At 69.6% G+C, this 22,337-nt stretch carries 17 protein-coding genes; 8 read left to right on the top strand and 9 right to left on the bottom strand.

Annotated elements, in window-relative coordinates:
• Positions 1-1,776 (bottom strand): thiamine pyrophosphate-requiring protein, encoded by a 1,776-nt coding sequence (locus HDA39_RS03005; protein WP_184793712.1) that lies wholly within the window; start codon positions 1,774-1,776, stop codon positions 1-3.
• 32 nt (positions 1,777-1,808) lie between these two features.
• Positions 1,809-2,684, bottom strand: a complete 876-nt coding sequence (locus HDA39_RS03000; RefSeq protein ID WP_202892854.1) for a LysR family transcriptional regulator — start codon at positions 2,682-2,684, stop codon at positions 1,809-1,811.
• Positions 2,685-2,807: 123 nt separating this feature from the next.
• Here HDA39_RS03000 and HDA39_RS02995 point away from each other — a divergent pair, with 123 nt between their 5' ends.
• Entirely contained in the window at positions 2,808-4,340 is a 1,533-nt protein-coding gene (locus HDA39_RS02995) for an MFS transporter (protein ID WP_184793711.1), read from the top strand.
• A 43-nt stretch (positions 4,341-4,383) separates the two neighbouring features.
• Here the strand turns inward: HDA39_RS02995 and HDA39_RS02990 are convergent, their stop codons facing one another.
• From HDA39_RS02990 to HDA39_RS02980, 3 genes are all read right to left on the bottom strand, one after another.
• A complete protein-coding gene (locus HDA39_RS02990) occupies positions 4,384-6,012 on the bottom strand; it encodes a hypothetical protein (RefSeq protein ID WP_202892853.1) in 1,629 nt (542 codons plus the stop codon).
• A gap of 144 nt (positions 6,013-6,156) precedes the next feature.
• Positions 6,157-7,635 carry a lysyl oxidase family protein gene (locus HDA39_RS02985; protein ID WP_337925602.1) on the bottom strand — a complete coding sequence of 493 codons (1,479 nt, stop codon included), beginning with the start codon at positions 7,633-7,635 and terminating at the stop codon, positions 6,157-6,159.
• An 88-nt stretch (positions 7,636-7,723) separates the two neighbouring features.
• Entirely contained in the window at positions 7,724-8,512 is a 789-nt protein-coding gene (locus tag HDA39_RS02980) for an alpha/beta fold hydrolase (protein WP_184793710.1), read from the bottom strand.
• 112 nt (positions 8,513-8,624) lie between these two features.
• On the opposite strand from HDA39_RS02980, the gene HDA39_RS02975 reads away from it, so the two are divergent.
• Both HDA39_RS02975 and HDA39_RS02970 read left to right on the top strand, forming a co-directional pair.
• Positions 8,625-10,766, top strand: coding sequence for a fibronectin type III domain-containing protein (locus HDA39_RS02975; protein ID WP_184793709.1), 2,142 nt, complete (start codon positions 8,625-8,627; stop codon positions 10,764-10,766).
• Positions 10,767-10,820: 54 nt separating this feature from the next.
• Entirely contained in the window at positions 10,821-11,552 is a 732-nt protein-coding gene (locus HDA39_RS02970; protein WP_184793708.1) for a DUF427 domain-containing protein, read from the top strand.
• On the opposite strand, the gene HDA39_RS02965 is transcribed toward HDA39_RS02970, so the two are convergent.
• Positions 11,536-12,186 (bottom strand): formylglycine-generating enzyme family protein, encoded by a 651-nt coding sequence (locus HDA39_RS02965; protein WP_184793707.1) that lies wholly within the window; start codon positions 12,184-12,186, stop codon positions 11,536-11,538. The genes HDA39_RS02970 and HDA39_RS02965 overlap by 17 nt on opposite strands.
• A 19-nt stretch (positions 12,187-12,205) precedes the next feature.
• Positions 12,206-12,979 (bottom strand): SDR family NAD(P)-dependent oxidoreductase, encoded by a 774-nt coding sequence (locus tag HDA39_RS02960; RefSeq protein ID WP_184793706.1) that lies wholly within the window; start codon positions 12,977-12,979, stop codon positions 12,206-12,208.
• Positions 12,980-13,066: 87 nt separating this feature from the next.
• Here HDA39_RS02960 and HDA39_RS02955 point away from each other — a divergent pair, with 87 nt between their 5' ends.
• Positions 13,067-14,254, top strand: a complete 1,188-nt coding sequence (locus HDA39_RS02955; RefSeq protein WP_184793705.1) for a mandelate racemase/muconate lactonizing enzyme family protein — start codon at positions 13,067-13,069, stop codon at positions 14,252-14,254.
• Between the two features lie 217 nt (positions 14,255-14,471).
• Positions 14,472-16,694: a bifunctional SulP family inorganic anion transporter/carbonic anhydrase gene (locus tag HDA39_RS02950; protein ID WP_184793704.1), complete on the top strand. Its 2,223-nt coding sequence runs from the start codon at positions 14,472-14,474 to the stop codon at positions 16,692-16,694.
• Positions 16,695-16,736: 42 nt separating this feature from the next.
• Here the strand turns inward: HDA39_RS02950 and HDA39_RS02945 are convergent, their stop codons facing one another.
• Positions 16,737-18,743 (bottom strand): S41 family peptidase, encoded by a 2,007-nt coding sequence (locus HDA39_RS02945; RefSeq protein ID WP_184793703.1) that lies wholly within the window; start codon positions 18,741-18,743, stop codon positions 16,737-16,739.
• Between the two features lie 141 nt (positions 18,744-18,884).
• Between HDA39_RS02945 and HDA39_RS02940 the strand changes: the two genes are divergently transcribed.
• Genes HDA39_RS02940 through HDA39_RS02930 form a run of 3 tightly spaced genes read left to right on the top strand, consistent with a single transcriptional unit; the run spans position 18,885 to position 21,258 of the window.
• The gene (locus HDA39_RS02940; RefSeq protein WP_184793702.1) at positions 18,885-20,123 is read left to right on the top strand and encodes a hypothetical protein; all 1,239 of its coding nucleotides are present in this window, start codon (positions 18,885-18,887) and stop codon (positions 20,121-20,123) included.
• A 10-nt stretch (positions 20,124-20,133) separates the two neighbouring features.
• The gene (locus tag HDA39_RS02935; RefSeq protein WP_184793701.1) at positions 20,134-20,529 is read left to right on the top strand and encodes a hypothetical protein; all 396 of its coding nucleotides are present in this window, start codon (positions 20,134-20,136) and stop codon (positions 20,527-20,529) included.
• Between the two features lie 24 nt (positions 20,530-20,553).
• The gene (locus HDA39_RS02930) at positions 20,554-21,258 is read left to right on the top strand and encodes a M50 family metallopeptidase (protein ID WP_184793700.1); all 705 of its coding nucleotides are present in this window, start codon (positions 20,554-20,556) and stop codon (positions 21,256-21,258) included.
• An 18-nt stretch (positions 21,259-21,276) separates the two neighbouring features.
• Here the strand turns inward: HDA39_RS02930 and HDA39_RS02925 are convergent, their stop codons facing one another.
• Positions 21,277-22,308 carry an aldo/keto reductase gene (locus HDA39_RS02925; protein ID WP_184793699.1) on the bottom strand — a complete coding sequence of 344 codons (1,032 nt, stop codon included), beginning with the start codon at positions 22,306-22,308 and terminating at the stop codon, positions 21,277-21,279.
• Positions 22,309-22,337 lie beyond the last annotated feature (29 nt).

Raw genomic sequence — 22,337 nt, 5'->3', positions numbered from 1 at the left:
TCACGGCCGGAGCTCCTGGAGCTTCGTCTTCACGCCTTCCTTGAGCACGCCCCACCGGTCCTCGTCGCCCTTGAACAGCGACTCGGTCATCTTGGTGATCTGGTCCCAGCTCGCGTGCGGCGGGATCGGCGGCACATCCGGATCGCAGTACACGTCGAGCACCGTCGGCCGGTCGGCAGCCAGGGAGTTGTCCCAGGCAGCGGCCAGCTCGTCAGGTTTTCTGACCGCGATCCCCGACAGGCCGACCGACTGCGCGAAGCCGGCGTAGTCGACGTCGGGCAGCGTCTGCGAGTCGGGGAACTTCGGTGCACCCTGCAACGACCGCATCTCCCAGGTCACCTGGTTGAGGTCGTTGTTGTGCAGTACGGCGATCACCAGGCGCGGGTCCGACCACTCCTGCCAGTACCGCTTGATCGTGATCAGCTCGGCCAGGCCGTTCATCTGCATCGCGCCGTCGCCGGAGAACGCGACGACGGGGTTGCTGGGGTGCGCGAACTTCGCGCCGATGCCGTACGGAACCGCGGAGCCCATCGTCGCCAAGGTGCCCGACAGCGAGCCGTGGGTCGAGTCGGTGAAGCGGAGCTGCCGCGCGTACCAGTCGGCGGCGGAGCCCGAGTCGGCGACGACGATGCAGTCCTCGGGCAGCCGCTCGGAGAACTCGTGGAACAGAAGCTGCGGGTTCACCGGGTCGGCGTCGACGTGAGCTGCCCCGGCCATCACATTCCACCAGCGCTCGACACCTTCCTCGATGCCTGAGCGCCAGGAGCGGTCCTCCTTGCGGTCGAGCAGCGGGATCAGGGCGCGCAGCGTGGTCGCGGCGTCGCCGACCAGGTTCACGTCGTACGGGTAGCGCATCCCGATCATCGCGGCGTCGGCGTCGATCTGGACGGCCTTGGCCTTGCCGAACTCGGGCAGGAACTGGGAGTACGGGAAGCTCGAGCCGATGGTCAGGAGCGTGTCGCAGCCCGTCATCAGCTCGTACGACGGACGCGTGCCGAGCAGGCCGATCGAGCCGGTCACGTACGGGAGGTGGTCGCTCAGCACGTCCTTGCCGAGCAGCGCCTTCGCGACGCCGGCGCCCAGCAGCTCGGCGACCTGCTCGATCTCGGCGCGCGCACCGCGGGCGCCTTGTCCCACCAGCAGGGCGACCCGCTCGCCGGTGTTGATCAGCTCCGCGGCACGTCGTACGGCGTCCGCGTCCGGCGTCTGGGTCCCGGGCTCGAAGCCGAGGCTCGACGGGACCATCTTGAACGCGTGCTCCGGCGGGGTGTAGTCGAGCTCCTGGACATCGGCCGGGATGATGATCGCGGTCGGCGCCGAGCGGCTCAGCGCCGTACGGATCGCGCGGTCGAGCACGTTCGGCAGTTGCTCGGGGACGGTGACGGTCTCCAGGAACTCGCTGGCGACGTCCTTGAAGAGGCTGTGGAGATCGACTTCCTGCTGGTACGAGCCGCCCATTGCCGAGCGGTTGGTCTGGCCGACGATCGCGACGACGGGCACGTGGTCGAGCTTCGCGTCGTACAGGCCGTTGAGCAGGTGGATCGCTCCTGGGCCGGAGGTCGCGACGCAGACGCCGACCCGGCCGGTGAACTTCGCGTAGCCGACGGCTTGGAAGGCCGACATCTCCTCGTGCCTCGACTGGATGAAGCGCGGGCCGTCGGCCCTGGTCCACGCGGCAAGCAGTCCGTTGATGCCGTCACCGGGGTAACCGAAGACGGTGTCGACCTCCCACTCCCGAAGCCGTTCCAACAGGTAGTCACCCACGGTGGTAGCCATGAGGCCCCAGTGCCCCAGGAGCAAAGCTGTATTCAGTTGTTGGAAGGCTTCAAAGGCGCGTTGCTGCCGAGGATTGCCGCGGTCAGAGCCTCGGCTGGTTCCTTGGCGGCCCTGGGGTTGGTGATCAGGACCAGATCGATCGACGGGAGCTCCGGCAGCCCGGCGCTCGGCGGTGGTTCGACGAGGTCGGCGGGCATCAGCGAGTGGGCGAAGATCGCGATGCCGAGGCCCGCGCGGACGGCAGCAAGGACTCCGTTGACGCCTCGGACGATGCAGGTGACCCGGTACGGACGGCCGACGCTCTCCAGGGTCTGTACGCCGAGCATCCGGCTCAGGCTGGGGGCCTGATAGGCGACCAGCGGGACAGGACCGTCGGGAGCGATGCGGGTGCCGGAGATGCCGGCCCAGACGAGCGGATCACGCCGGACCAGGCGCCCGTTGGGTTCGGAGGCGGCGCCGACCGAGTGCTTCACGTACGCCAGGTCGAGGTGACCCGACTCGACGCGGCGGAGCAGGTTGGGGCTCTGGGCGACGGTGAGCTCGAGGTCGATCCGTGGGTAGAGCTGCCGGAAGTCGCGCAGGATCCGCGGCAGTGGGGTCAGCGCGAGGTCGTCGGTCACGCCGAAGCGCAGACGGCCGCGGAGCTCCGAACCGGTGAAGTACCCGACGGCCTCCTCGTGGGCGGCCAGGATCGTCCGGGCGAACCCGGCCATCGCCTCGCCGTCCGCGGTCAGCGTGACCGTCCGGGTGTCGCGCACGAACAGCGGCCGCCCGACTGCCGCCTCCAGTTTGCGGATGTGTTGACTCACCGTCGGCTGGCGGATGCCCAGCCGTTCGGCGGCCTGGGTGAAACTCAGCGACTGCGCCACGGCAAGGAACGTGCGCAGCTGGTCCGGATCGTAGGCCATCGATTCCCTCTCATCGCGACTCGTAATAAGACTAATAGGAGTAATTCGTTGTGAGAATCCGGCCCGGACCGGTGAGGATGGAACAGACCTCCCCTGACACGTCCACTTCCAAAGGGTTGACTCTTGACCACCCGGGCCACCGGTTCTGTCCCCGTCCCCGACTTCCACACCCACCGTTCCACTCCGCGGACCACCCCGGGTGAGCTGCCGCCGACCCAGCGGCGCCCCGGTTTCCGTGAGACCTTCAGTGCTCTCCAGGTCCGCAACTTCCGGCTCCTGGTCAGCGGGCTGTTCGTCAGCTCGACCGGCGGCTGGGTCCAGCGCATCGCGCAGGACTGGCTGGTGCTGACACTGACCGGCAGCGCCACCGCCGTCGGCATCACCACCGCGCTGCAGTTCCTCCCCACCCTCCTGCTCGGCCTGTACGGCGGGGTGATCGCCGACCGTTTCCCCAAGCGCAAGATCCTGCTCGTCACCCAGTCGACGATGGGCACCCTGGCCGCCGTCCTGGCGGTGCTCGCGTTCACCGGCGACGTGAAGGTGTGGCAGGTCTACGCCCTCGCGCTCGTGCTCGGCCTGGCGACCGCCGTCGACAACCCGACCCGGCAGTCCTTCGTCACCGAACTGGTCGGCAAGGAGCGGCTGCGCAACGCGATCAGCATGGTCTCGTCCACCTTCCAGCTCGGCGGCCTGATCGGTCCGGCGCTGGGCGGCGCGATGCTCGGCACGATCGGCGCCGGCTGGGCCTTCGCGCTGAACTCGATCACGTTCTTCGGCTCGATCTCGGCGCTGCTGATGATGCGGGAGAGCGAGATGCCGGGGCTCCAGGCCGCCCGACGGGCCGGCCAGGCGCTGCGGATCCGCGACGGTCTGCGCGACGGCGTCCGGTACGCCTTCCACGAGCCGGCCGTGCGCTGGGCGATCGTGCTGGTCGGCATCTTCGGGATGTTCACGATCAGCCTGCCGGTCACGCTGACGGCGTTCGCGGACGTCGTCTTCAAGACCGGAGCCACCGGGTACGGCGTACTGAACTCCGTCGTCGCCGTCGGCTCCCTGGCGGGCGCGCTGCTCTCGGCACGGCGGATCCGGCCGACCCGGTTGCGCAACCTGGTCGGGATCGCGGTGATCCTGGCCGTGACGGAGATCCTGGCGGCGCTCCAGCCGTCACTGTGGACCTTCCTGCCACTGCTGTGCGCGCTCGGGATGGCGACGCTGATGTTCCTCACCGCGGCGCAGTCGATGGTGCAGCTGACCACCCCGGACGGGCTGCGCGGTCGCGTCGCGGGGATCTACAACCTGGTCTTCATCGGCGGCGGCGCGATCGGCGGACCGACCGTCGGCGCGATCGCCGAGCACTTCGGCGCCCGGACCAGCCTGCTGCTCGCCGGCCTGATCCCGGCCGTGGCAACAGTTGCCATCGGCATCAAGCTGGCGAGAGCCGGCCGGTTCCGGGTGGTCGTTGTCCGCAGCACCCGTTCGCCCTGGCGCCAACCGCCGGTGCGACTGGGCCTGGAGCAGCTCCCGATCCAGCTCACCCGCCCCGAGCCCCCGATCCCGTCCAAGCCGCGTCCCTTCACCTTGGCGAGGCGCAGGTACCAACGGACCGACCCGCACACCACCACGACCAGGACCAGACGCAAGCCACTTCACCGATAGAGACGAACTGCCGGCCGGTCAGCTGCCGACCGGCCGGCAGTTTTCAGCGGTAGTACGCCTCGAACTCCGCGATCGACGTGAACGTCTGCGTCCCGCCCGGCGTACCGATCACCCGTACGCCGTCGCCCGACGTCGGCGTGAAGCTGAACGTGTACGCCCGGTTGGTCCCCGCCGCCGAGCTCGTCGGGTACGCCGGGCTCGTACTCAGCCCGACCACGTCGGTCCACACTCCACCCCGCCGCACCTGCACCCGAGGCGCCGACGCGAACCACCCGCCGTCGCCGAACATCTTCCCCGTCGTGTAGACGACCTGGTTGAGGTTGTACGCCCGAGGCCACGTGACACCCCACCAGCTCAGCGGCTTCCGTTCGTCGTTCCAGTCGTCCTCGTTCTGCGCCCGATTGCCGTCGGCAAGGATCAGCTGCCCGAAGTGCGTGGCCCGCTCGATCGCCACCGACCCGGCCTCACGCGACAGGTTGCGCGCGGCATCGAGACCGTTGCCGGGCGTCGACGGCACCGACGGCGTCAGCGCCATCCGCCGCAGCGAGAACGTGTACGCCCACCGATCACTGATCCCACCACCGCACGGACACACGTTCGACTGCAACCACATGTTCCGGCCATCGGCGCTGATGTACTTCGACGGGATCGTCGTCGCGTACCCGCCGTGCTTCGCGTGCGTCCACGGGTACCCGCCGAAGTCCTTCGGGGTGAACCGCTGCCACGGCCCCCACGGCGTCGCCGACTCGTAGAACTCGAACGTGTACTCGGTCCACGACGTGTAGATGTAGCGGTTCAGCGGCTTGTTGTAGACGACACCGCCCTGGCTGATCGTGGTCAGGTTCCGCGCGCGGCCCGGCGTACCGACGTTCTGGTAGACGTGGCGATCGTCGTGCAGAACGGCAACCCGAGCGTTGATGTCGGCGGTCCACTGCGGTACGCCGTCGCCGCCGGCGTAGAACTGCCAGGCCGACCGGTCCTGCGCTCTCGCCACCGGCACCCGGGCCAGCCAGAGGTCGACCGGATCCGGCACCCGGTTCGAGAACGAGTCCCGCCAGTTGTTGTCCAGCCCGTACGCGTAGACGAACCCGTCCGGACTGTTGACGTTGTCCTTGCCGTAGTCGAGGAAGAAGATCGTGGTGAACTTCGACCCGCCGAACATCGGCGCGGCCCGGTCGAAGGTCCAGGTCCGGCCCTTGTCGACCGACTTCGCGATCGTCGCCGCGGGCGCGTCGTCGAAGTCGAAGGCGAGATCCTGGACGGCGAGGTACAGCGCGCCGCCGGCACAGGCCAGTCCGGTCGGCTTGCGCGAGTGGTTGGCGGTCCACACCTTGCCGACCTGGTCGCCGCTCGACAGTTGCGTGCCGCTCAGACTGCCGGGCAGGCCGGCGATCCGGGTGACGCCGATGTCGCTGCCCGTCGTACCGAAGCCGATGCCGTCGCCGTACGCCGCGTAGACGTGGTCGTCGTTCGACCAGCAGTTGGGCCACAGATCGCCGTGGTCGCGATCGTCGCCGACCGCGGGCGCACCGACGGTCGCGCCGGCGTCGACGTGGACGGTGGAGAAGAACGTGCTCTCAGGTGGGGACGCGGCGACGCGGGCCGGTGCGGTGGGCGCGACCAGCGTGGACAGCAGCAGAACACCGGCGAGAACCAGGACGGATTTCCTCACGATGACCTCCGGGGCGGCGGGAGAAATCGATTTCCCTCTCGAAGCTGCCAGCCCGGCCGAAGCAGGTCAAGACCTGTACTCCTGGTCGAAGAGCCTCGCACTCCCGGGCGGGCGGACCCGGGAGTGCGAGCGGCAACCGCCGTCCTACGGGGCGTCGATCACCCCGACCGGCGGCACCTTGACCGTGCGGTGGTGCAGCGTCCCGCCGAGCACAACCTTGCGCAGCGAGACGTTGTTGGCGGTGTTCGACTCGAACAGCCGCTTCTCCGGGTTGGCGACCACCTGCACGTAGTACGTGCCGTTCGGCAGGTCGGTCACGTCGAAGGACTGGCCGGGCAGCGACTGGACGTACGTGTCGCCGGAGCCGACGTCGAGCACCTCACGGACCGACAGCGAGCCGTGGTTGCCGCAGGCGGTGTGCAGATCGGTGTTCGACGGGTGCCAGTTGGCGTTCTTCACCGTGTAGTCGATCGAGTCGGTCGCGGCCAGGCAGAACGCTTCCTTCTGGCTGCGGACGACCTCGGTCTGCTTCGCGTTCAGCAGGCTGTAGCGGGCGAAGTCGGTGAAGTGCCAGTGGGTGTGACCGTCGCGCGGGTCCCACTCCATCGTGCCGGTCTTCTGGTAGCCGACCTGCTTGCCGTTGGTGTCGTAGAAGTACTGGTACGCGTCCATCAGGTCCTTGCCCTGCCGGCGGAACCCGTCCAGTACCAGCGTCGACGGCCCGGCGTTCCACACGTTCGCGGAGAACTGCAGGAAGTCCTTCTTGGCCTCCGGCGTTCCCTCTTCCCCTGGCTGAACAGTGATCTGCCAGGCCGGCAGCGCCCGCAGGTCCGGCTTCGGCCCAGCCGGTACGCCGGCCCGGCCGGTCGGCCGGGACGCGTTCGGCTTCGGCGCCGACGTCTTCTTCACCTCCGGCGCGCCCAAGACCTTCGGGGCCTGGTGACGGCAGCCCGCGGCCCCACCGTGACCACAGTCCTCGGCCTCCTTGACCGTCAGGTTCAGCCCCACGCTCGCGTCGTACGCCGGGATCTTGAAGAAGTCCCGGTAGACGCGGTTCACGCTGACCGTAGCCGTGTACTTGCCGACCGGAAGATCGACCGGCTCGGCGTTGGAGCCGTAGGTGTTCGCCGACCAGCCGGCCTGCAGCCCCCAGACCGCGCCGAGCGTGAACGGGTTGGCGTTGCAGTCGTCCGGGTACGGCGACGTGTCCGGCGCGTCCGGCCTGGTCCGCGACCCTTCGCCGTTCAGGCAGAAGGCCTGGTCGCGGTCGATGACCTTCTTGCCCTTGGCATCCTTGATCGTGACGTGCAGGAACCTGCCGAGCCCGGTGAAGTCGGTGACCGCGCCCTTCGGCAACGGCTTCGGCTTGCCGTTCACGATCAGCTGCGCGACGACCGGGTCGTTGTACGACTTGCGCGTCGTGCGCACCTCGATCGCCGACTTGCCGGCCACCAGGTGCGTCCCGAGATCCAGGTCGACGCCGTAGTCCGAGAACCGGTCGAGCGTGACATCGGTGCTCCCGGCCACGATTTTCAACGGTGGTTCGGCGCCTTGTCGCTGGGCTGCCGCGCCACTCGCCCCCGCGGTGACCAGCGCCAGTGATCCGGCGGCTGCGAGCAGCACGTTTCGCCTTGAAGTCTTGATGATCCGTCCCCTCCTAGCTGGATGTCTACGCCAGGTAGGACGGTGCTCACCGAACGTTAAGTTTGTCTCAGTTGCTTAGCAGTTCGATCACACGCTCCGGCTGTTCGCGCCAGAACAGATGCCCTGCACCTTCGAGCAGTTCGAGCCGAGCGCCGGGGATCAGCATCGCCAGCCGCTCGCCTTCGGTCGGCAGGATCATCTGGTCGGCGGTCCCGTGGATCACCAGCGCCGGTACGTCGAGCGCCGGCAGCCGGTCGACCGCGTTGTGCTGCAAGGCCGCCTGGAACTGCATCCCGACCACCGGCACCGGAACACGCGCGGCCAGCGCATCCTCCTGGTACGCCGCGAAGTGCGCCGGATCGGCCGCGAACCCGGCCGACAGGTTCACCTCGAACCCGGTCCGCAGCACGGTCGCCTCGCGCCCCGACCGCATCGCCGCCAGCAACCGTTCGGGGCCGGGGCCGATCCCAGCAGCGCCCCGCGCGGAATCTCCACGCCGTTCACCGGAGCCCACTCCCGGCGACGTACAGCCCAGCGTCAGCCGCCGGACCCGCGCGCGATGGTTCAGCACCAGCTCCTGCGCGACCATCCCGCCGAGCGAGATCCCGAAGACGTGCGCGTCCGTCCACCCGGCCTCGTCCATCACCCGCGCGGCGTCGTCCGCGAGCTCCGCCGTACTGAACTGCCCGTCGGCGCGATCGCTCGTCCCGATCCCGCGCTGGTCGAAGGTCAGCACCTCGAAACGCTCCGCCAGCCCGGCCAGGAACGGCTCGCCCCAGATCCGGTGGTGGCCGGCCATTCCCATGATCAGCAGCAGGGGCTCGCCGGAGCCCCGGCGCTCGGCGTACAGGTGCATGCGGCAAACCCTACGCAGAGTTATCGGGCCTTGTTACTTGACCCCGTAAATTTATCCGACCTAGGCTCGGCCGCACGCGCCCCGCTCCCGCCTCGAGACGGAGGAACTCCCCATGCCTGTCCCCACCGGCCGAAAACGTCGCGCCGCGGTCGTGGTCACCGCGGCTGCCGCCCTGGTATCGGCAGCCGTAGCGATCGCTCCTGCCGACGCCGGCCCGCCCAACGTCTCCCTGCCCGGTCCGAAGCCGGCGCTGGTCCAGCCAAACTCCGCCTTCCAGGGCACGGCGCCGATCGCGGCGCCGAAGGACAAGGCCGCCGTACCGGCCAAGCACCCGCAGGTCGCGGCGAAGCCGTACCTGGGCTGGAGCAGCTGGAGCCTGCAGTCGACCAACTACCCGGGCGTGAACCCCGACGGCCCGGGCAGCTTCATCAACGAGAAGAACATTCTCGCCCAGGCGCACGCGATGGCGACCAAGCTCAAGCCGTACGGCTACGAGTACATCAACATCGACGCCGGCTGGCAGAACGGCGGTGACGAGTACGGCCGCCCGACCGCGAACCTCGCCCGCTTCCCGCGCGGGATGAAGGCGGTCGGCCAGGACCTCCACAAGCTCGGGCTGAAGTTCGGCATCTACACCGTGGTCGGCCTCGGCTTCGACGTCTACCGCGAGGGCAACACCCCGATCCACAACGCGCCGGGCTGCTTCACCCGCGACATCGTCTACCCCGACCTGCGGACGACGAACGGCTGGGACCAGGCGTACAAGATCGACTACACCAGCCCGTGCGCGCAGAAGTACGCCGACTCGATCGCGAAGCTGTTCGCCGGCTGGGGCGTCGACTTCATCAAGATGGACGGCGTCGGTCCGGGCTCGTGGAAGGGCGCGCCGGACGACCCGAACCACAACAACACCGAGGACGTCGAGGCCTGGTGGCGCGCGGTCCAGAACGCCGGCCGCCCGATGATGTACACGCTGTCGTGGTCGCTCAGCCACCGGTACGCCGAGACCTGGAAGGCGAACTCGAACGGCTGGCGGATCGACACCGACGTCGAGTGCTACTGCGACACGATCGTGCGCTGGAACGGCTCGCTGGTCGGCCGCTGGTGGGACCTGCCGCAGTGGGTCGACGACGCCGGACCGGGGCACTGGAACAACCTCGACGCGATCAACGTCGGCAACGGCGCGATGGACGGCATCACCGAGGTCGAGCGGCAGAGCTCCATGACGTTCTGGGCGATGAACGCCGCGCCGCTGTTCGTCGGCGACGACCTGACCAAGCTCGACCCGTACGGGCTGAAGCTGTTGACCAACCGCGAGGTGATCGCGATCAACCAGGCGGGCGTCCCGGCCCGGCCGCTGAACCAGGACCAGCTGCAGCAGACCTGGTACGCGAAGAACCCGGACGGCAGCGTCACGGTCGGCCTGTTCAACCTGGCCGACACCGCCGCGACCGTGACCGGCAACTTCGCCCAGCTCGGACTCTCTGGCAAGGCTTCGGTCCGCGACGTGTGGGCCGGGCAGACCGCGCGTAACGTCTCCGGCAAGGTCAGCGCCGCGCTGCCCGCGCACGGGTCGAAGCTCTTCAAGATCACGCCCAACCAGTCGGCCTCACCGAGCCGGCCGGCCGATCTGACCGTGACGGACACGAGCCATACGACGGCCGCGCTGACCTGGCAGCCGAGCACCGGCGCCACGTCGTACAAGGTGTTTGCCAACGGCAAGCAGGTTGCGACCAGCTCGGTGCCGGGCACAACGGTTCAGGGATTGTTGCCGCAGACCTCCTACACCTTCACGGTGAAGGGTGTGAAGGGCAACAAGTCGTCCGACGCGAGCGCGCCGGCCACCATCCTGACCGCGAAGTCGGGCGGCGGTCCGGTCCGGTACGAGGCGGAGGCCCCGACCAGCACCTTCACCGGCAACGCGAGCGCCGGCGACTGCACGCTGTGCTCCGGCGGCAAGAAGGTCGGCAACATCGGGTACGACGCGTCGGTGACGCTGAACGGCATCACCGTGCCGACGACCGGGACGTACCTGGTGAAGATCGCCTACACCGACGGTGACACCAGCCGGCAGAGCATGCTGACGGTGAACGACGCCGACTCGTACTGGGTGAACTACCACGGCCTCGGCGACAACGACTGGGGAACGCCGCAGGTCACCTACCTGCCGGTCGAGCTCAGCGCCGGGACCAACGCCCTGAAGATCAGCAACCCGAACGGCTACATCGCCGACATCGACTGGATCAGCGTCTGATCGCCGCGCGGGGCCGGCCTTTCCTCAGGCCGGTCCCGCGTCTTTACTGGCTGCATGAGCTACCCCGAGCCGATCGTCCCGACCGGGCCCGTGCCGGTCCCCCGCCGGATCCGCGCCCTGCACGACGGCAAGGTCGTGCTGGACACTCTGAACGCGGTCTACGTCTGGGAGTTCCCGCCGTACCCGCAGTACTACCTGCCGGCCGCCGACATCGCGGACGGCGTCCTGACCGACACCGGCGAGACGCGGACCTTCCACCACGGCGAGGCCCGGGTCATGCAGGCCGGGTCGGGCACCGCCTGGCAGTACGACGAGGGCGAGCTCGCCGGCCTGGTCCGCGTCGAGTGGGACGCCCTCGACAGCTGGTTCGAGGAGGACGAGGAGGTCTTCGTCCACCCGCGCAACCCCTATGCCCGGGTCGACGCCCTCAAATCCACCCGCCACGTCCAGGTCTCACTGGACGGTGTCGTCCTCGCCGACTCCACGTCGACCGTCATCGTCTACGAGACCGGTCTCCCGCCGCGCTACTACTTCCCGCGCACCGCGGTGTCCTTCGCGCACCTCGAGCCGACCGACACCGCGACGTCCTGCCCGTACAAGGGCCACACCAGCCAGTACTGGTCCATCCGCACCGGCAAGGCGCTGTACGACGACCTCGCCTGGTCCTACAACTTCCCCGCCGCACCACTCCTGCCCGTCGCCAACCACATCGCCTTCTTCAACGAAAAGGTCGACCTCACCCTCGACGGCACTCCCGTCGACCGCCCGATCACACCGTTCTCCTAGCCACCCGGAACCCGACGTCGTCGATCCGGAACGTCGGATGACTCCGCCGCCGTACCGAGGCCCGGCAACTCCACGCCTGGTCGAACCACCCACCACCCCGCAGCACGCGGTACTCGCCGTACACCTCGGGGTCGTAGTAGTCCCAGCACCACTCCCAGACGTTGCCGAGCATGTCGTACAGCCCCCAGTCGTTCGGCGCCTTCCCGCCGACCTCATGCACCCGGGCGTCAGACGTCCCGCGGTACCAGGCGATCTCGTCCAGGTGCCCGTACTGCGGTCCGGTGCTGCCCGCGCGGCACGCGTACTCCCACTCCGCCTCACTGGGCAGCCGGTACCCGTCGCTCGCCGGGTCCCACCGCACGGCCTCCTCCGCCAGCAGCTCGTACGCCGGCGCCAAACCCTCGCGCTCCGACAGCACGTTGCAGAACCGCACCGCGTCCCACCACGACACGTTCTCCACCGGCAGCTGGTCTCCCGCAGACGTGCTCGGTCGCTCCCCGGTCACCTCGGCGTACACCGCCTGCGTCACCGGGACCGCGGCCAGCCGGAAGTCGGCTACCTCGACGGACCACTTCCGCTCGGTCCGCCGATCAGCCAACCGCACCCGCCCGCCGGCGACCTCCAGCAGGTTCATCGGTTGATGCACGCCGGCCTCAGATCGCCGAGGTGACGCCGCCGTCCATCGGGACGACCGCGCCCGTCACGTAGCTGGCGCGCGGCGACGCCAGGAAGACGGCCAGGTTCGCGACCTCGGCCGGTTCGCCCGCGCGGCCCAGGGGGATCTCGGCCACCATCTCGGTGAGCAGCTCGTCCTTCGGCCGGCCGCTGGCGCGGACGGCGGCCTCGAGGCCCTCGTCGACGCGGCCGGTGCGGGTCAGGCCCGGGTTGATCACGTTCACCCGGACGCCGCGCCCGGCGTACGCCTTCGCGTAGCCGACCGACGCGAGCATCAGCGCCGCGTTGGCCGCGCCGCCGCCGATGTGCAGCGGGTTCGCCTGCCGGCCGCCCTGGCCGACCACGTTGACGACCGCGCCGCTGCCGCGCTCGGCCATCCCGCGGATCACGGCCCCGGTGGCGTGCATGTAGGTGAAGTACTTGGCCTCCATCGCCGCGTGCAGCGTGACGCTGTCGAGCTCGTCGACCGGCGTACGCCGGGCCGCGCCCGCGCAGTTGATCAGGATGTCCGGGACGCCGATCCGCGCGAACACCGCGTTCGTCGCCTCCGCGTCGGTCAGGTCGACGGCCTCGACGGCGTACTCGAGCCCCTTCGCCTTCAGCTCGGCCTGCGCCTTCGCGAGGTTGCCCGGGTCGCGGGAGATCCCGGTGACCCGCACGCCCTCCCACGCCAGCGCCTCCGCGCAGGCCAGTCCGATTCCCTTGCTCGCCCCGGTGACGACCGCGGTCCTGCCCGACAACTGAAGCTCCATCGACTCTCTCCTGGCTCGGCTGCCTCGATCGTAGTTTCCGCACGCGCGGGAACAGGTAAGGACCACATGACGAGAAGGGACCATGCGATGAGGATCACGGCGGTCGAGACGGTCAGGCCCAGCATCCAGCCGAACCTCGTGTTCGTGCTGCTGCACACCAACGACGGGCGGACCGGTCTGGGTGAGGCGTTCTTCGGCGGCCGGACGGTCGAGGCGTACCTGCACGAGTCGGCCGCCGAGGTCCTGCTCGGCGCCGCGGACCCGACGCCGGAATCGATGGCTCGCGCGCTCGCGTCGTACACGGGGTTCGCCGGGGCCGGGGTGGAGACGCGCGGGAACGGCGCGATCGACCTAGCGCTCTGGGACCTGATCGGGCAGGAGGCCGGGCTGCCGCTGGTCCGGCTGTTCGGCGGGCCGGTGCAGGAGTCGTTGCCGACGTACAACACGTGCGCGGGACCGGGATACATCAGTACGAGTACGAGGCAACGATCGGACAACTGGGGTGTGCCGGCAACGACTCCGGCCCGTTGGGACGATCTCGATGCCTTCCTCAACCGCCCGGCCGCGCTGGCCCGCGACCTGTGGGACGAGGGCATCACCGGGATGAAGGTCTGGCCGTTCGACCGCGCGGCCGAGGCGACCGGCGGGACGGACATCTCGCCGAGCGAGCTGGGTCGCGGGCTGGCGGTGATCGAGGCGATCCGCGAAGAGGTCGGGTTCGACATGAAGCTGATGGTCGAGCTGCACGGGCTGTGGAACCGGCGCGGGGCGACGGCGATCCTGCAGGCGCTGACCGAGTACCGGCCGTACTGGGTCGAGGACCCGATGCGCCCGGACGCGGTCGACGCTCTGGCCGCGCTGTCCGCGGACGTCGACGTACCGATCGCGACCGGCGAGACGCTCGTCGGCCGGCGCGGCTTCCTCCCGTTGCTGGAGCGAGGTGCGGTCGACGTCGTCACCGTCGACGTCCAGTGGACGGGCGGGCTGACCGAGGCGCGCAAGGTCGCGGCACTCGCGGACACGTACGGCGTACCGGTCGCTCCGCACGACTGCACCGGCCCGACGACGTTGGCGGCGTGCGTCCATCTGACGCAGTCGGTGCCGAACGGTCTGATCCAGGAAACCGTGCGTGCCTTCCTCCGGACCTGGTACGCCGAACTGGTCGAGGGCCTGCCGCCGATCGTCGACGGCCGGATCGCCGCGACCGAAGCGCCCGGGCACGGCGTCCGGCTGCGCAACGACCTCGGCGAGGCCGAGCGCCGCGTCTCGCGATGAACAGGAGATGTCCGTCTGTTGCGCGCGGATGTCCGCGCCACCCACTTTCCGGGCGGTAGGCAACGATTTCGCCACGGTGGCGGCGATCTGAGCCTTCGGCAACGAATTCGGGCTCGTCGGGCCTTGAACGGCTGGGTACTATGAGTCACGAGATCGACACTCTTTGTTTCGACGTTCTGATGCACCCGCACCGACGCCGGAGGGACCCGTGCCGACCATGTCCAAGACGCAGTCCAAATCCCACTCCCCGCCTTCGCGCGAGCCTGCTGTCGAACAGGCCGCGTGGAGGTCCATCGTCCGTCATGACCTCCCGGCCTCGCTGGTGGTCTTCCTGATCGCGATCCCCTTGTCCTTGGGGATTGCCGCAGCATCCGGGGCGCCGCTGATCGCGGGCCTCGTCGCCGCCGTCGTCGGTGGCGTGGTCGCCGGCGCGCTCGGCGGCTCCCCTCTCCAGGTCAGCGGCCCGGCCGCCGGCCTCACCGTTGTCGTCGCCGGACTGGTCAGCCAGTTCGGCTGGGCCGCCACCGCGGGCATCACCTGCGCGGCCGGCCTGGTGCAGATCCTGCTCGGTGTCACCCGCATCGGCCGGCTCGCGCTCTCGTTGTCCCCCGCGGTCGTGCACGGCATGCTCGCGGGCATCGGCGTCACGATCGCCGTTCAGCAGCTCCACGTCGTTCTCGGTGGACAGGCGCAGAGCTCGCTGATCGCCAACCTGGGCGGGCTTCCCGACCAGCTGCTCGCACACCACGCCGGGTCGGTCCTCGTCGGTGTGCTGACGGTGGTGATCCTGCTGGTCTGGCCGCGGATCCCGAAGGTGAAGATCGTTCCGGCCCCGCTGGTCGCGGTGGTCGCGGTCACCGCGCTGGCCGCTCTGTTCATGGTCGACGTCACCCGCGTCAACCTGCCGGACAACCCGCTGCAGGAGCTGATCCTCCCGGCGATGCCGTCCGGCACTGCCCTCGACATCGGGACCGCGGTGCTGACCGTCGCCCTGGTCGCCAGTGTCGAGTCGTTGCTCTCGGCCGTTGCCGTGGACAAGCTTCATCGTGGCAAGCGCAGCAACCTGGACCGCGAGCTGATCGGCCAGGGCGCCGCGAACGCGGTCTCCGGCGCGCTCGGCGGGATGCCGGTCACCGGCGTCATCGTCCGTAGCTCGACCAACGTCGCGGCCGGTGCGAAGTCCCGCGCCTCGGCGATCATGCACGGCCTGTGGATCGCGGTCTTCGTGCTCGCGGCCGGCGCCATGCTCGAGCTGATCCCGATGGCCGCTCTCGCGGGCGTGCTGCTCGTCACCGGGCTCCGGCTGGTCCAGCTCGCGCACATCCGCACCCTGCGGCGCCACGACGAACTGCTCGTGTACGTCGTGACCGCGGCCGGCGTGGCGGCGCTCGGCCTGGCCGAAGGCGTGCTGGCCGGGCTGGTGCTCGCGCTCGGCCGGGTGCTCTACCGGTTGGCGAGGGCAACGGTCACCGCGGCCGAGGAGAACGGCGTCTGGACCGTACGGATCCAAGGCACGTTGGTGTTTCTCGGTGTCGCGTCACTGGTCCGCACGCTGCGGACGGTCCCGGCCGGCGCCGACGTCCGCGTGAAGCTCCAGGTCGATCACCTGGACCACGCGGCGTACGAGGCGATCGAGGACTGGCGCCGCGGGCACATCGCGCGCGGCGGCACGGTCGAGCTCAGCCGCTCGGCGTTCCGGGCGGCGCTGAAGGGCGACGCCAAGCGCCGGCTGCCCTGGCAGCACGAGCAGGTCGTGCCCGCGCCGGACCAGCGCGCCTCGATGCTGGACGGGATCCGCGAGTTCGAGGAGTCGGCCGACCTGATCCGGCCGATGATGGCCAAGCTGGCCGCCGACGGGCAGAAGCCGACGCAGCTGTTCATCACCTGCGCGGACTCCCGGATCGTGCCGAACCTGATCACCACCACCGGTCCCGGCGAGCAGTTCTGCGTCCGCAACGTGGGCAACCTGGTCCCGCCGTACGGCTCGAACAGCAACTCCGTGGACGCCGCCGTCGAGTACGCCGTCGACGTGCTCGGCGTCAGCTCGATCGTCGTCTGCGGCCACTCCCACTGCGGCGCCGCCGGCGCCGCCCTGGACAGCGTCGACGACGACGGCTCCGGCCTGCGCACCTGGCTCCGTCACCTCGAACCGTCAGTACGCCGGGCCGTCGCCCTCCCCGACATCGTCGACCCGGCCACCGGCGTCAAACTCAGCCCCGCGGACAAACTCTCGGTCGCGAACGTCGCCGTCCAGCTGGAAAACCTCCGCAGCTTCTCCTGCGTCCGCAAGGCCGAGGAAGCAGGCCGGCTGGAACTCGTAGGCCTCTGGTTCGACATCGGCGCCACCGCCGCCCGCCTCGTCCTGGAACGCGACCCCTACCTGGTCCGAGCCGACGAGGAACTAGCCACCGCCAACACCCCCGCCGACGCCGACCTCTGACACGAATTGGTGGGGTGCGCGTCCACCGCACACCCCACCAAGTCAGACGAACACCCGTCGAGAAGCAACCAGTTGACCTTCGGAGAACGCGTCCGCCCGCAGCAGTTGGCCAGGCGTCACCTCGACGATCTCGATGGCGATGGGAACCCCGGCCAAGTCCTCCGAGCTGATCGGCCGCCCATCCAGGTACAGGTCGACCCGATCGACCCCCTCCACCTCCAGCCCGACAGTCAGCGTCGTACCAGTCATCGACGTACTGACGTCGAGCCGCCGCCGAGGCATCCCCGCCAGCAACGCCCCCGCCGCCTCCAGCAGGTCAGCGTTCCCCGCCAGCAGGTCCGCCCGCGTCATCCGGTGGATCGCATCCGGCCGCACCCCGACATCCTCGACCGGCGTCCCCGACAGCTCCCCCACTCGCAGCGTCCGCCGGATCGCCACCCGCAGATTCGCGCCGTTCGGCAGCGCGACGTACGGCGACGTCGGATCGGCCGGCGGCGGCTCGTTCAGCAGCGTCGCCAGCAACCCGTGCGTCCACACGTTCGCCCCACCGGCACCCGTGTTGTCATCGACTCCCAAGATCAGCCCGACCTCATGATCAGCAAACCCGGCCGCAAAGATGTCCGTCGCCGAGTAGCACCGCGCATCGGTCACGAGCACCACCGGCCCGTAGTACGTCTGCCCGAGCTCATTAGCCCCGTCCTCCGGCGTGATCGGCTTCGCCGCCGAGTACGCCGCACCCGTCTCCGTCGCCAAGTCGAGCGAGTCGAACCACGGCCCAAGGTCAATCCCGGAAGGGTTGTCCTTGTGCCGCCGGCAGATCCGCAGGTTCAGCGCCGTACTGATGAACTGCACCGGCTCCGGCGCGATCCGCCGCGGCGTCATCGTCTGCAACGTGAACTCGCTGGCGTAGATGTGCCCCCCACCGTTGTCCCGTACGTCGACGATCAGCCCGTCCTGCGGCAACGCCGCGGCCAGCCGAACGAACTCGTCCCGGAACCCGACCGGATCCGTCACGCTGAACGTGAAGATCCGCAGATGCCCGAACGTCCCGTGCGACGTCGTCACCGAACGCGCCCGGAACACCCCGGGCATCGTCGTCGGCAGATCCGCCGCACCGACCGCAACCGGCGCAGCCAGCGCGGCCGAGCTCTCTCCCCGCTCGAGATCGACCACATCCCGGACGTACAACGCCTTCTTCGCCCGCGACTTCTCGTCGGAGTCCAGGTCGAGCCCCATCGACGCCGACGCCTCGGTGATCGCGTCGAGATCCGTCATCGGCGGCAGGTTCGTCGTCACCTTCCACTGCTCGCGCAGTTCCTGCGCCGACCCGTCCAGACCGGCATAGGTCAGCGTCACCCAATCCTCGTCCGGCGGCGCCTGGATCACCAGCGGCCGCAGCGTCAGCGACTCCAACCCACGCGCCAGGTTGGCGGCGTCGTTGCTGCCCGCGAACACCGCGCCGTTGAGCGCGGCGGCCCGCGCGATCGGCGTACCGTTCCAGTGCGTCACCTCCGCGCCCGGCCCGAACTGCGGCGCGCTGTACCCGGTGACGGTCCGCGTGATCAGGTAGTGCTCGCCGGCCGCGTCGAAGCACTTCTCGATCATGAACGGCAGGTAGGCGACCTTGCCGGCGAACGGCGCCGGCAGCAGGTAGTTGGTGTGCAGGTCGCGGACCGAGTGGAAGATGCCCGACATCTGCCGGTGGAAGGTCCACTCGGCCTCCATCGTGGCATCGGTCTGGCGTTCCATCCGGGCCCGCAGCACCCGCAGGCGCTGCAGCGGGTTGACGGCGTGCATCGCGGCCTTCAACGGCAGGTGCACGTAGTTCTCGCCGAGCAGCAGCAGCGACTGGTCGACCAGCAACTTGCGCTGGGCGAGCGTCAGACTGCCGGCCCCGGTGAGGAACTGCGGCAACGGTACGGCGGCCGCCTGCTCGGTCTGCTTCGCCCGGGTCGCCTTGCGGGCAACGGCCCTCCTAGTCGACGGCTGCCTGGTGGACGGCTGCCTGGTCGTCGGTTTCTTGGTGACGGTCTTGCGTGGTTCGGTCATGACATCCCCCAACGGGCGCGCCCCTCCCCTGGGCGTCGCGATCTGTCCACCGTCCGCCGCCGGTACTTCCGTGTCAACGCCTCGGCCGTCCATGCGTTGTCCTGGTGGCCAACGGGTGTGAAGCCGGTCAGCATCGACAGCATGCGGATCAGTCGTTTGTTGGTCACGATCGCCCTCATCACCACGTCCCTCAGTGCGGTCCCGGCGGGATCGCTCGGCGCGACCGCGGCGGAACCGTTCGGCGCGACCGCGGCCGGATCGCTCGCCACTGCCCCGGCCGCCGCGACCTTCCCCCGGATCGACGCGTCCGGGTTCCAGCTCGTCCAGGGCAGCACCTTCGCGACGTACGGCGCCCGGATCGCCGCCCTGGAGACGAAGCCGCAGCTCGCGCCGGTCGGCGTACCGGAGGTGCTGGCGGCGTCGAACCGGACCGGCCGCGCGCTCTGCCACGCGACGTACCTGAACGCCGCGCTGAATCCGCAGGGATTCTGCTGGCAGGACGGCGAGGACGACGATCTCAACGTCTGGATCCCGCAAGGCGTGACCGGCTCGGGCGACGCGCAACCGGGCGGCGGCGCGCGCCGGGTGATCGCGGCGACCTGGCACAACGCCGACGACACGGCGATCCGCGTCTCGTTCCTCGACGTCGCGACGAACAAGTACCGGCACGTCCTGCTCGTCGAGCCGACCTCCGACAGCAACTTCGCGGCGATCACCGGGCACGGGCACGGTCTGTACTGGTCGGGCAACTACCTCGTGGTCGCGACCAGCGGGTCCGTGCTGCGCGTCTTCGACCTGCGGCACGTCTGGCGCACCGACACCTCCAGCGAGGTGGTCGGATTAGGTGCCGACGGCAAGTACCACGCCCGCTGGCACGCATTCGCGCTGCCGCAGGTCGGGGCCTACTGGTACGCCGGCGGCGGTGGCTGTGCCGCCTCGACCGGGAACCGCCCGTGCTTCTCGAGCCTGGCCCTGGACCACACCGGATCGTTCGTCAGCGCCGAGCACACCGCGCGCGGCGGCGGCCGAATCGTCCGCTGGCCGCACGACCCTGCGACAGGCCTGCCGAAGACGAACGCGGCGGGCGTCGTACAGGCTTCGGAGGCCCTCGCCTCTCCCGTGTGGGGCATGCAGGGCGCGGTGTCGTCGGGTGACAGCTTCGTCATCACCGGGGTCTGTCCGGAGTACGCCGACAACATCGGCGACGGCGTCGACTACCCGAGCTGCCTGCACCGCGGCACCGCCGGAGGGTCCACCGCGGTCTGGACCAAGGCACCGAAGAACACCGAGAACCTCTCCCACTGGCCGGCCACCCACGAACTCTGGCTGATCAGTGAGCAACTTCGCGAACGCGTGACCGTACACATCCCCTGGCAGTAGCGTGCCCAGGGTGGAGCCACCCTTCGTCGACCAGCACTCGCGCACCATTCCGTACCCACGGGACGTGGTCTGGCGAGCACTCACCGAGCACGCCACCGGCGACCTGCTGATCGGACCCCACAACCCACTCGCACTGATCCTCGGAACAAAACCCCGCGGAGGATTCGAGATCGCAGACAGCGTCGAGGGCAAGACCCTCGACCTGGTCGGCCGCCACCACTTCTCCAACTACCTGCTGCGCTTCGAACTCGAAGGCGACACCAAACTGAGCGCCCTCACCTACGCCGCCTTCCCCGGCCCCCACGGCCGGCTCTACCGACTGCTGGTGATCACCTCCGGCGCCCACGCAATCGCGACGCGCGGCATCCTGCGGTCGGTCGCCCAGGCCGCGGAGCGGAAGGGTTGACCACCCACCTGTCAGGATGGGCCGGTGATTGAGGTTTGGGACAACATCACGTCCGTGCAGGCCGATCCGTCGATCCAGGTCGTGATCGGGACCGGCGTCGCGGCGCTGCTGCTGATCGCCTGGCGACCGATCTGGCGGCACACCCGCCAGGTCGTGACGATCGCGCACGAGGGCGCGCACGGGCTGATCGCGCTGCTGGCCGGCCGCCAGCTCGCCGGGATCCGCCTGCACTCGGACACCTCGGGCGTGACGGTCTCGCGCGGTAAGCCCGACGGTCTGGGGATGATCGCCGTCTTGCTGGCCGGCTACCCGGGACCGGCGTTGTTCGGTCTCGCCGCCGCGTTCGTCCTCAGTCGCGGGTACGCCGTGGGCCTGCTGTGGGGACTCCTGCTCGCGCTGGTGATCCTCCTGCTCCAGATCCGCAACCTGTTCGGCCTCTGGTCGGTGCTCGTCTTCGGCGCTGTCGTGTTCGGCGTGTCGTGGTGGGGCTCCGAGCAGGTGCAGTCGGCGTTTGCGTACCTGCTGACCTGGTTCCTCCTGCTCGCCGCGCCGCGCGCCGTGCTGGAGCTGCAACGCTCCCGCCGCCACGGCGCCGGCCGCAACTCCGACGCCGACCAGCTGCGCCGCATCACCGGCGTACCGGCTGTTCTCTGGGTCGGCGTCTTCGGCCTGATCACCCTCGCCTGCCTGGCCCTGGGCGTGCTCTGGTCGGACGTCCTGCCGACCTGAGCACCCCCGGCAACAGCCTTAGGCTCGCCCGCCAGCGATCGGGCGGGCCCGCTGGTTCACACCAGGTACGCCGTACGGATAGTCCGCCGCACCCGGGTCACTTGCCTCGTCCAGCTGCTTGCGCTCCTCTTCCGTGAGGTGCAGATCCGCGGCGGCCAGGTTGTCGTCCAGCTGCTCCAGCGTGCGCGCCCCGAGGATCACCGAGGTGATCGCCGGCCGGTCCACCAGCCAGGCCAGCGCGATCTGCGCCATCGAGATCCCGCGCGCCTCGGCGATCGCCCGGACGGCGTCGACCACCGCGCGGACCCGCTCGTTCTTGCTCCGCCGTGCCCACGCCTCGACCCCACGCTCCGGGTTCTCCCCCAGCCGGGTCGAACCCGTCGGCGCCTCGTCGAACGAGTACTTCCCGGTCAGCCAGCCGCCGCCGAGCGGCGACCACGGCAGCAGGCCGAGCCCGTTCTCCTGCGCGGCCGGGACGATCTCCCACTCGATCTCGCGGACCAGCAGGTTGTACTGCGGCTGCAGCGTGACCAGCGGCGACCAGCCCTGCCGGTCGATCAGGTCGCACGCCTTCTGCAGCTGCCAGCCGGTGAAGTTCGACAGGCCGCCGTACGCGATCTTGCCGGCCCGGACGGCGTCCTCCAGGAAGCTGAGCGTCTCCTGCAGCGGGGTGACCGGGTCCCACGCGTGCAGCTGGTAGAGGTCGACGTGGTCCACGCCGAGCCGCCGCAGCGACTCGTCGAGCGCGCGCCGCAGGTGCCGGCGGGACGTGCCGACGTCGTTCTGCCCGTCGCCGGTCGGGAACCGGCCCTTCGTGGCCAGGACCACGTTGTCGCGCGCGGAGCTCTTGGCCAGCCAGCTGCCGACGATCTGCTCGGACACGCCCGCGGAGTACACGTCCGCGGTGTCGATCAGCGTGCCGCCGGCCTCGACGTACCGGTCGAGCTGCTGGTGCGCGCCGGCCTCGTCGGTCTCGTTCCCGAACGTCATGGTGCCGAGCGCGTACGTCGAGACGACGGTGCCGCTCGCACCGAGGGTGCGGTATTCCACAGCTGCTCCTTCAGGTCTGGTACCGCTCA

Origin of the sequence: Kribbella italica, assembly GCF_014205135.1 — a bacterium.
Classification (GTDB): Bacteria; Actinomycetota; Actinomycetes; order Propionibacteriales; family Kribbellaceae; genus Kribbella; species Kribbella italica.
This window is presented reverse-complemented; position numbering and strand designations above follow the sequence as displayed.

Coding starts and splice junctions, on each gene's coding strand:
- HDA39_RS03005 (WP_184793712.1), bottom strand. CDS start 1,776: ATGGCTACCACCGTGGGTGACTACCTGTTGGAACGGCTTCGGGAGTGG.
- HDA39_RS02945 (WP_184793703.1), bottom strand. CDS start 18,743: ATGACCGAACCACGCAAGACCGTCACCAAGAAACCGACGACCAGGCAG.
- HDA39_RS03000 (WP_202892854.1), bottom strand. CDS start 2,684: ATGGCCTACGATCCGGACCAGCTGCGCACGTTCCTTGCCGTGGCGCAG.
- HDA39_RS02940 (WP_184793702.1), top strand. CDS start 18,885: ATGCGGATCAGTCGTTTGTTGGTCACGATCGCCCTCATCACCACGTCC.
- HDA39_RS02980 (WP_184793710.1), bottom strand. CDS start 8,512: ATGCACCTGTACGCCGAGCGCCGGGGCTCCGGCGAGCCCCTGCTGCTG.
- HDA39_RS02975 (WP_184793709.1), top strand. CDS start 8,625: ATGCCTGTCCCCACCGGCCGAAAACGTCGCGCCGCGGTCGTGGTCACC.
- HDA39_RS02955 (WP_184793705.1), top strand. CDS start 13,067: ATGAGGATCACGGCGGTCGAGACGGTCAGGCCCAGCATCCAGCCGAAC.
- HDA39_RS02960 (WP_184793706.1), bottom strand. CDS start 12,979: ATGGAGCTTCAGTTGTCGGGCAGGACCGCGGTCGTCACCGGGGCGAGC.
- HDA39_RS02970 (WP_184793708.1), top strand. CDS start 10,821: ATGAGCTACCCCGAGCCGATCGTCCCGACCGGGCCCGTGCCGGTCCCC.
- HDA39_RS02965 (WP_184793707.1), bottom strand. CDS start 12,186: ATGAACCTGCTGGAGGTCGCCGGCGGGCGGGTGCGGTTGGCTGATCGG.
- HDA39_RS02950 (WP_184793704.1), top strand. CDS start 14,472: ATGTCCAAGACGCAGTCCAAATCCCACTCCCCGCCTTCGCGCGAGCCT.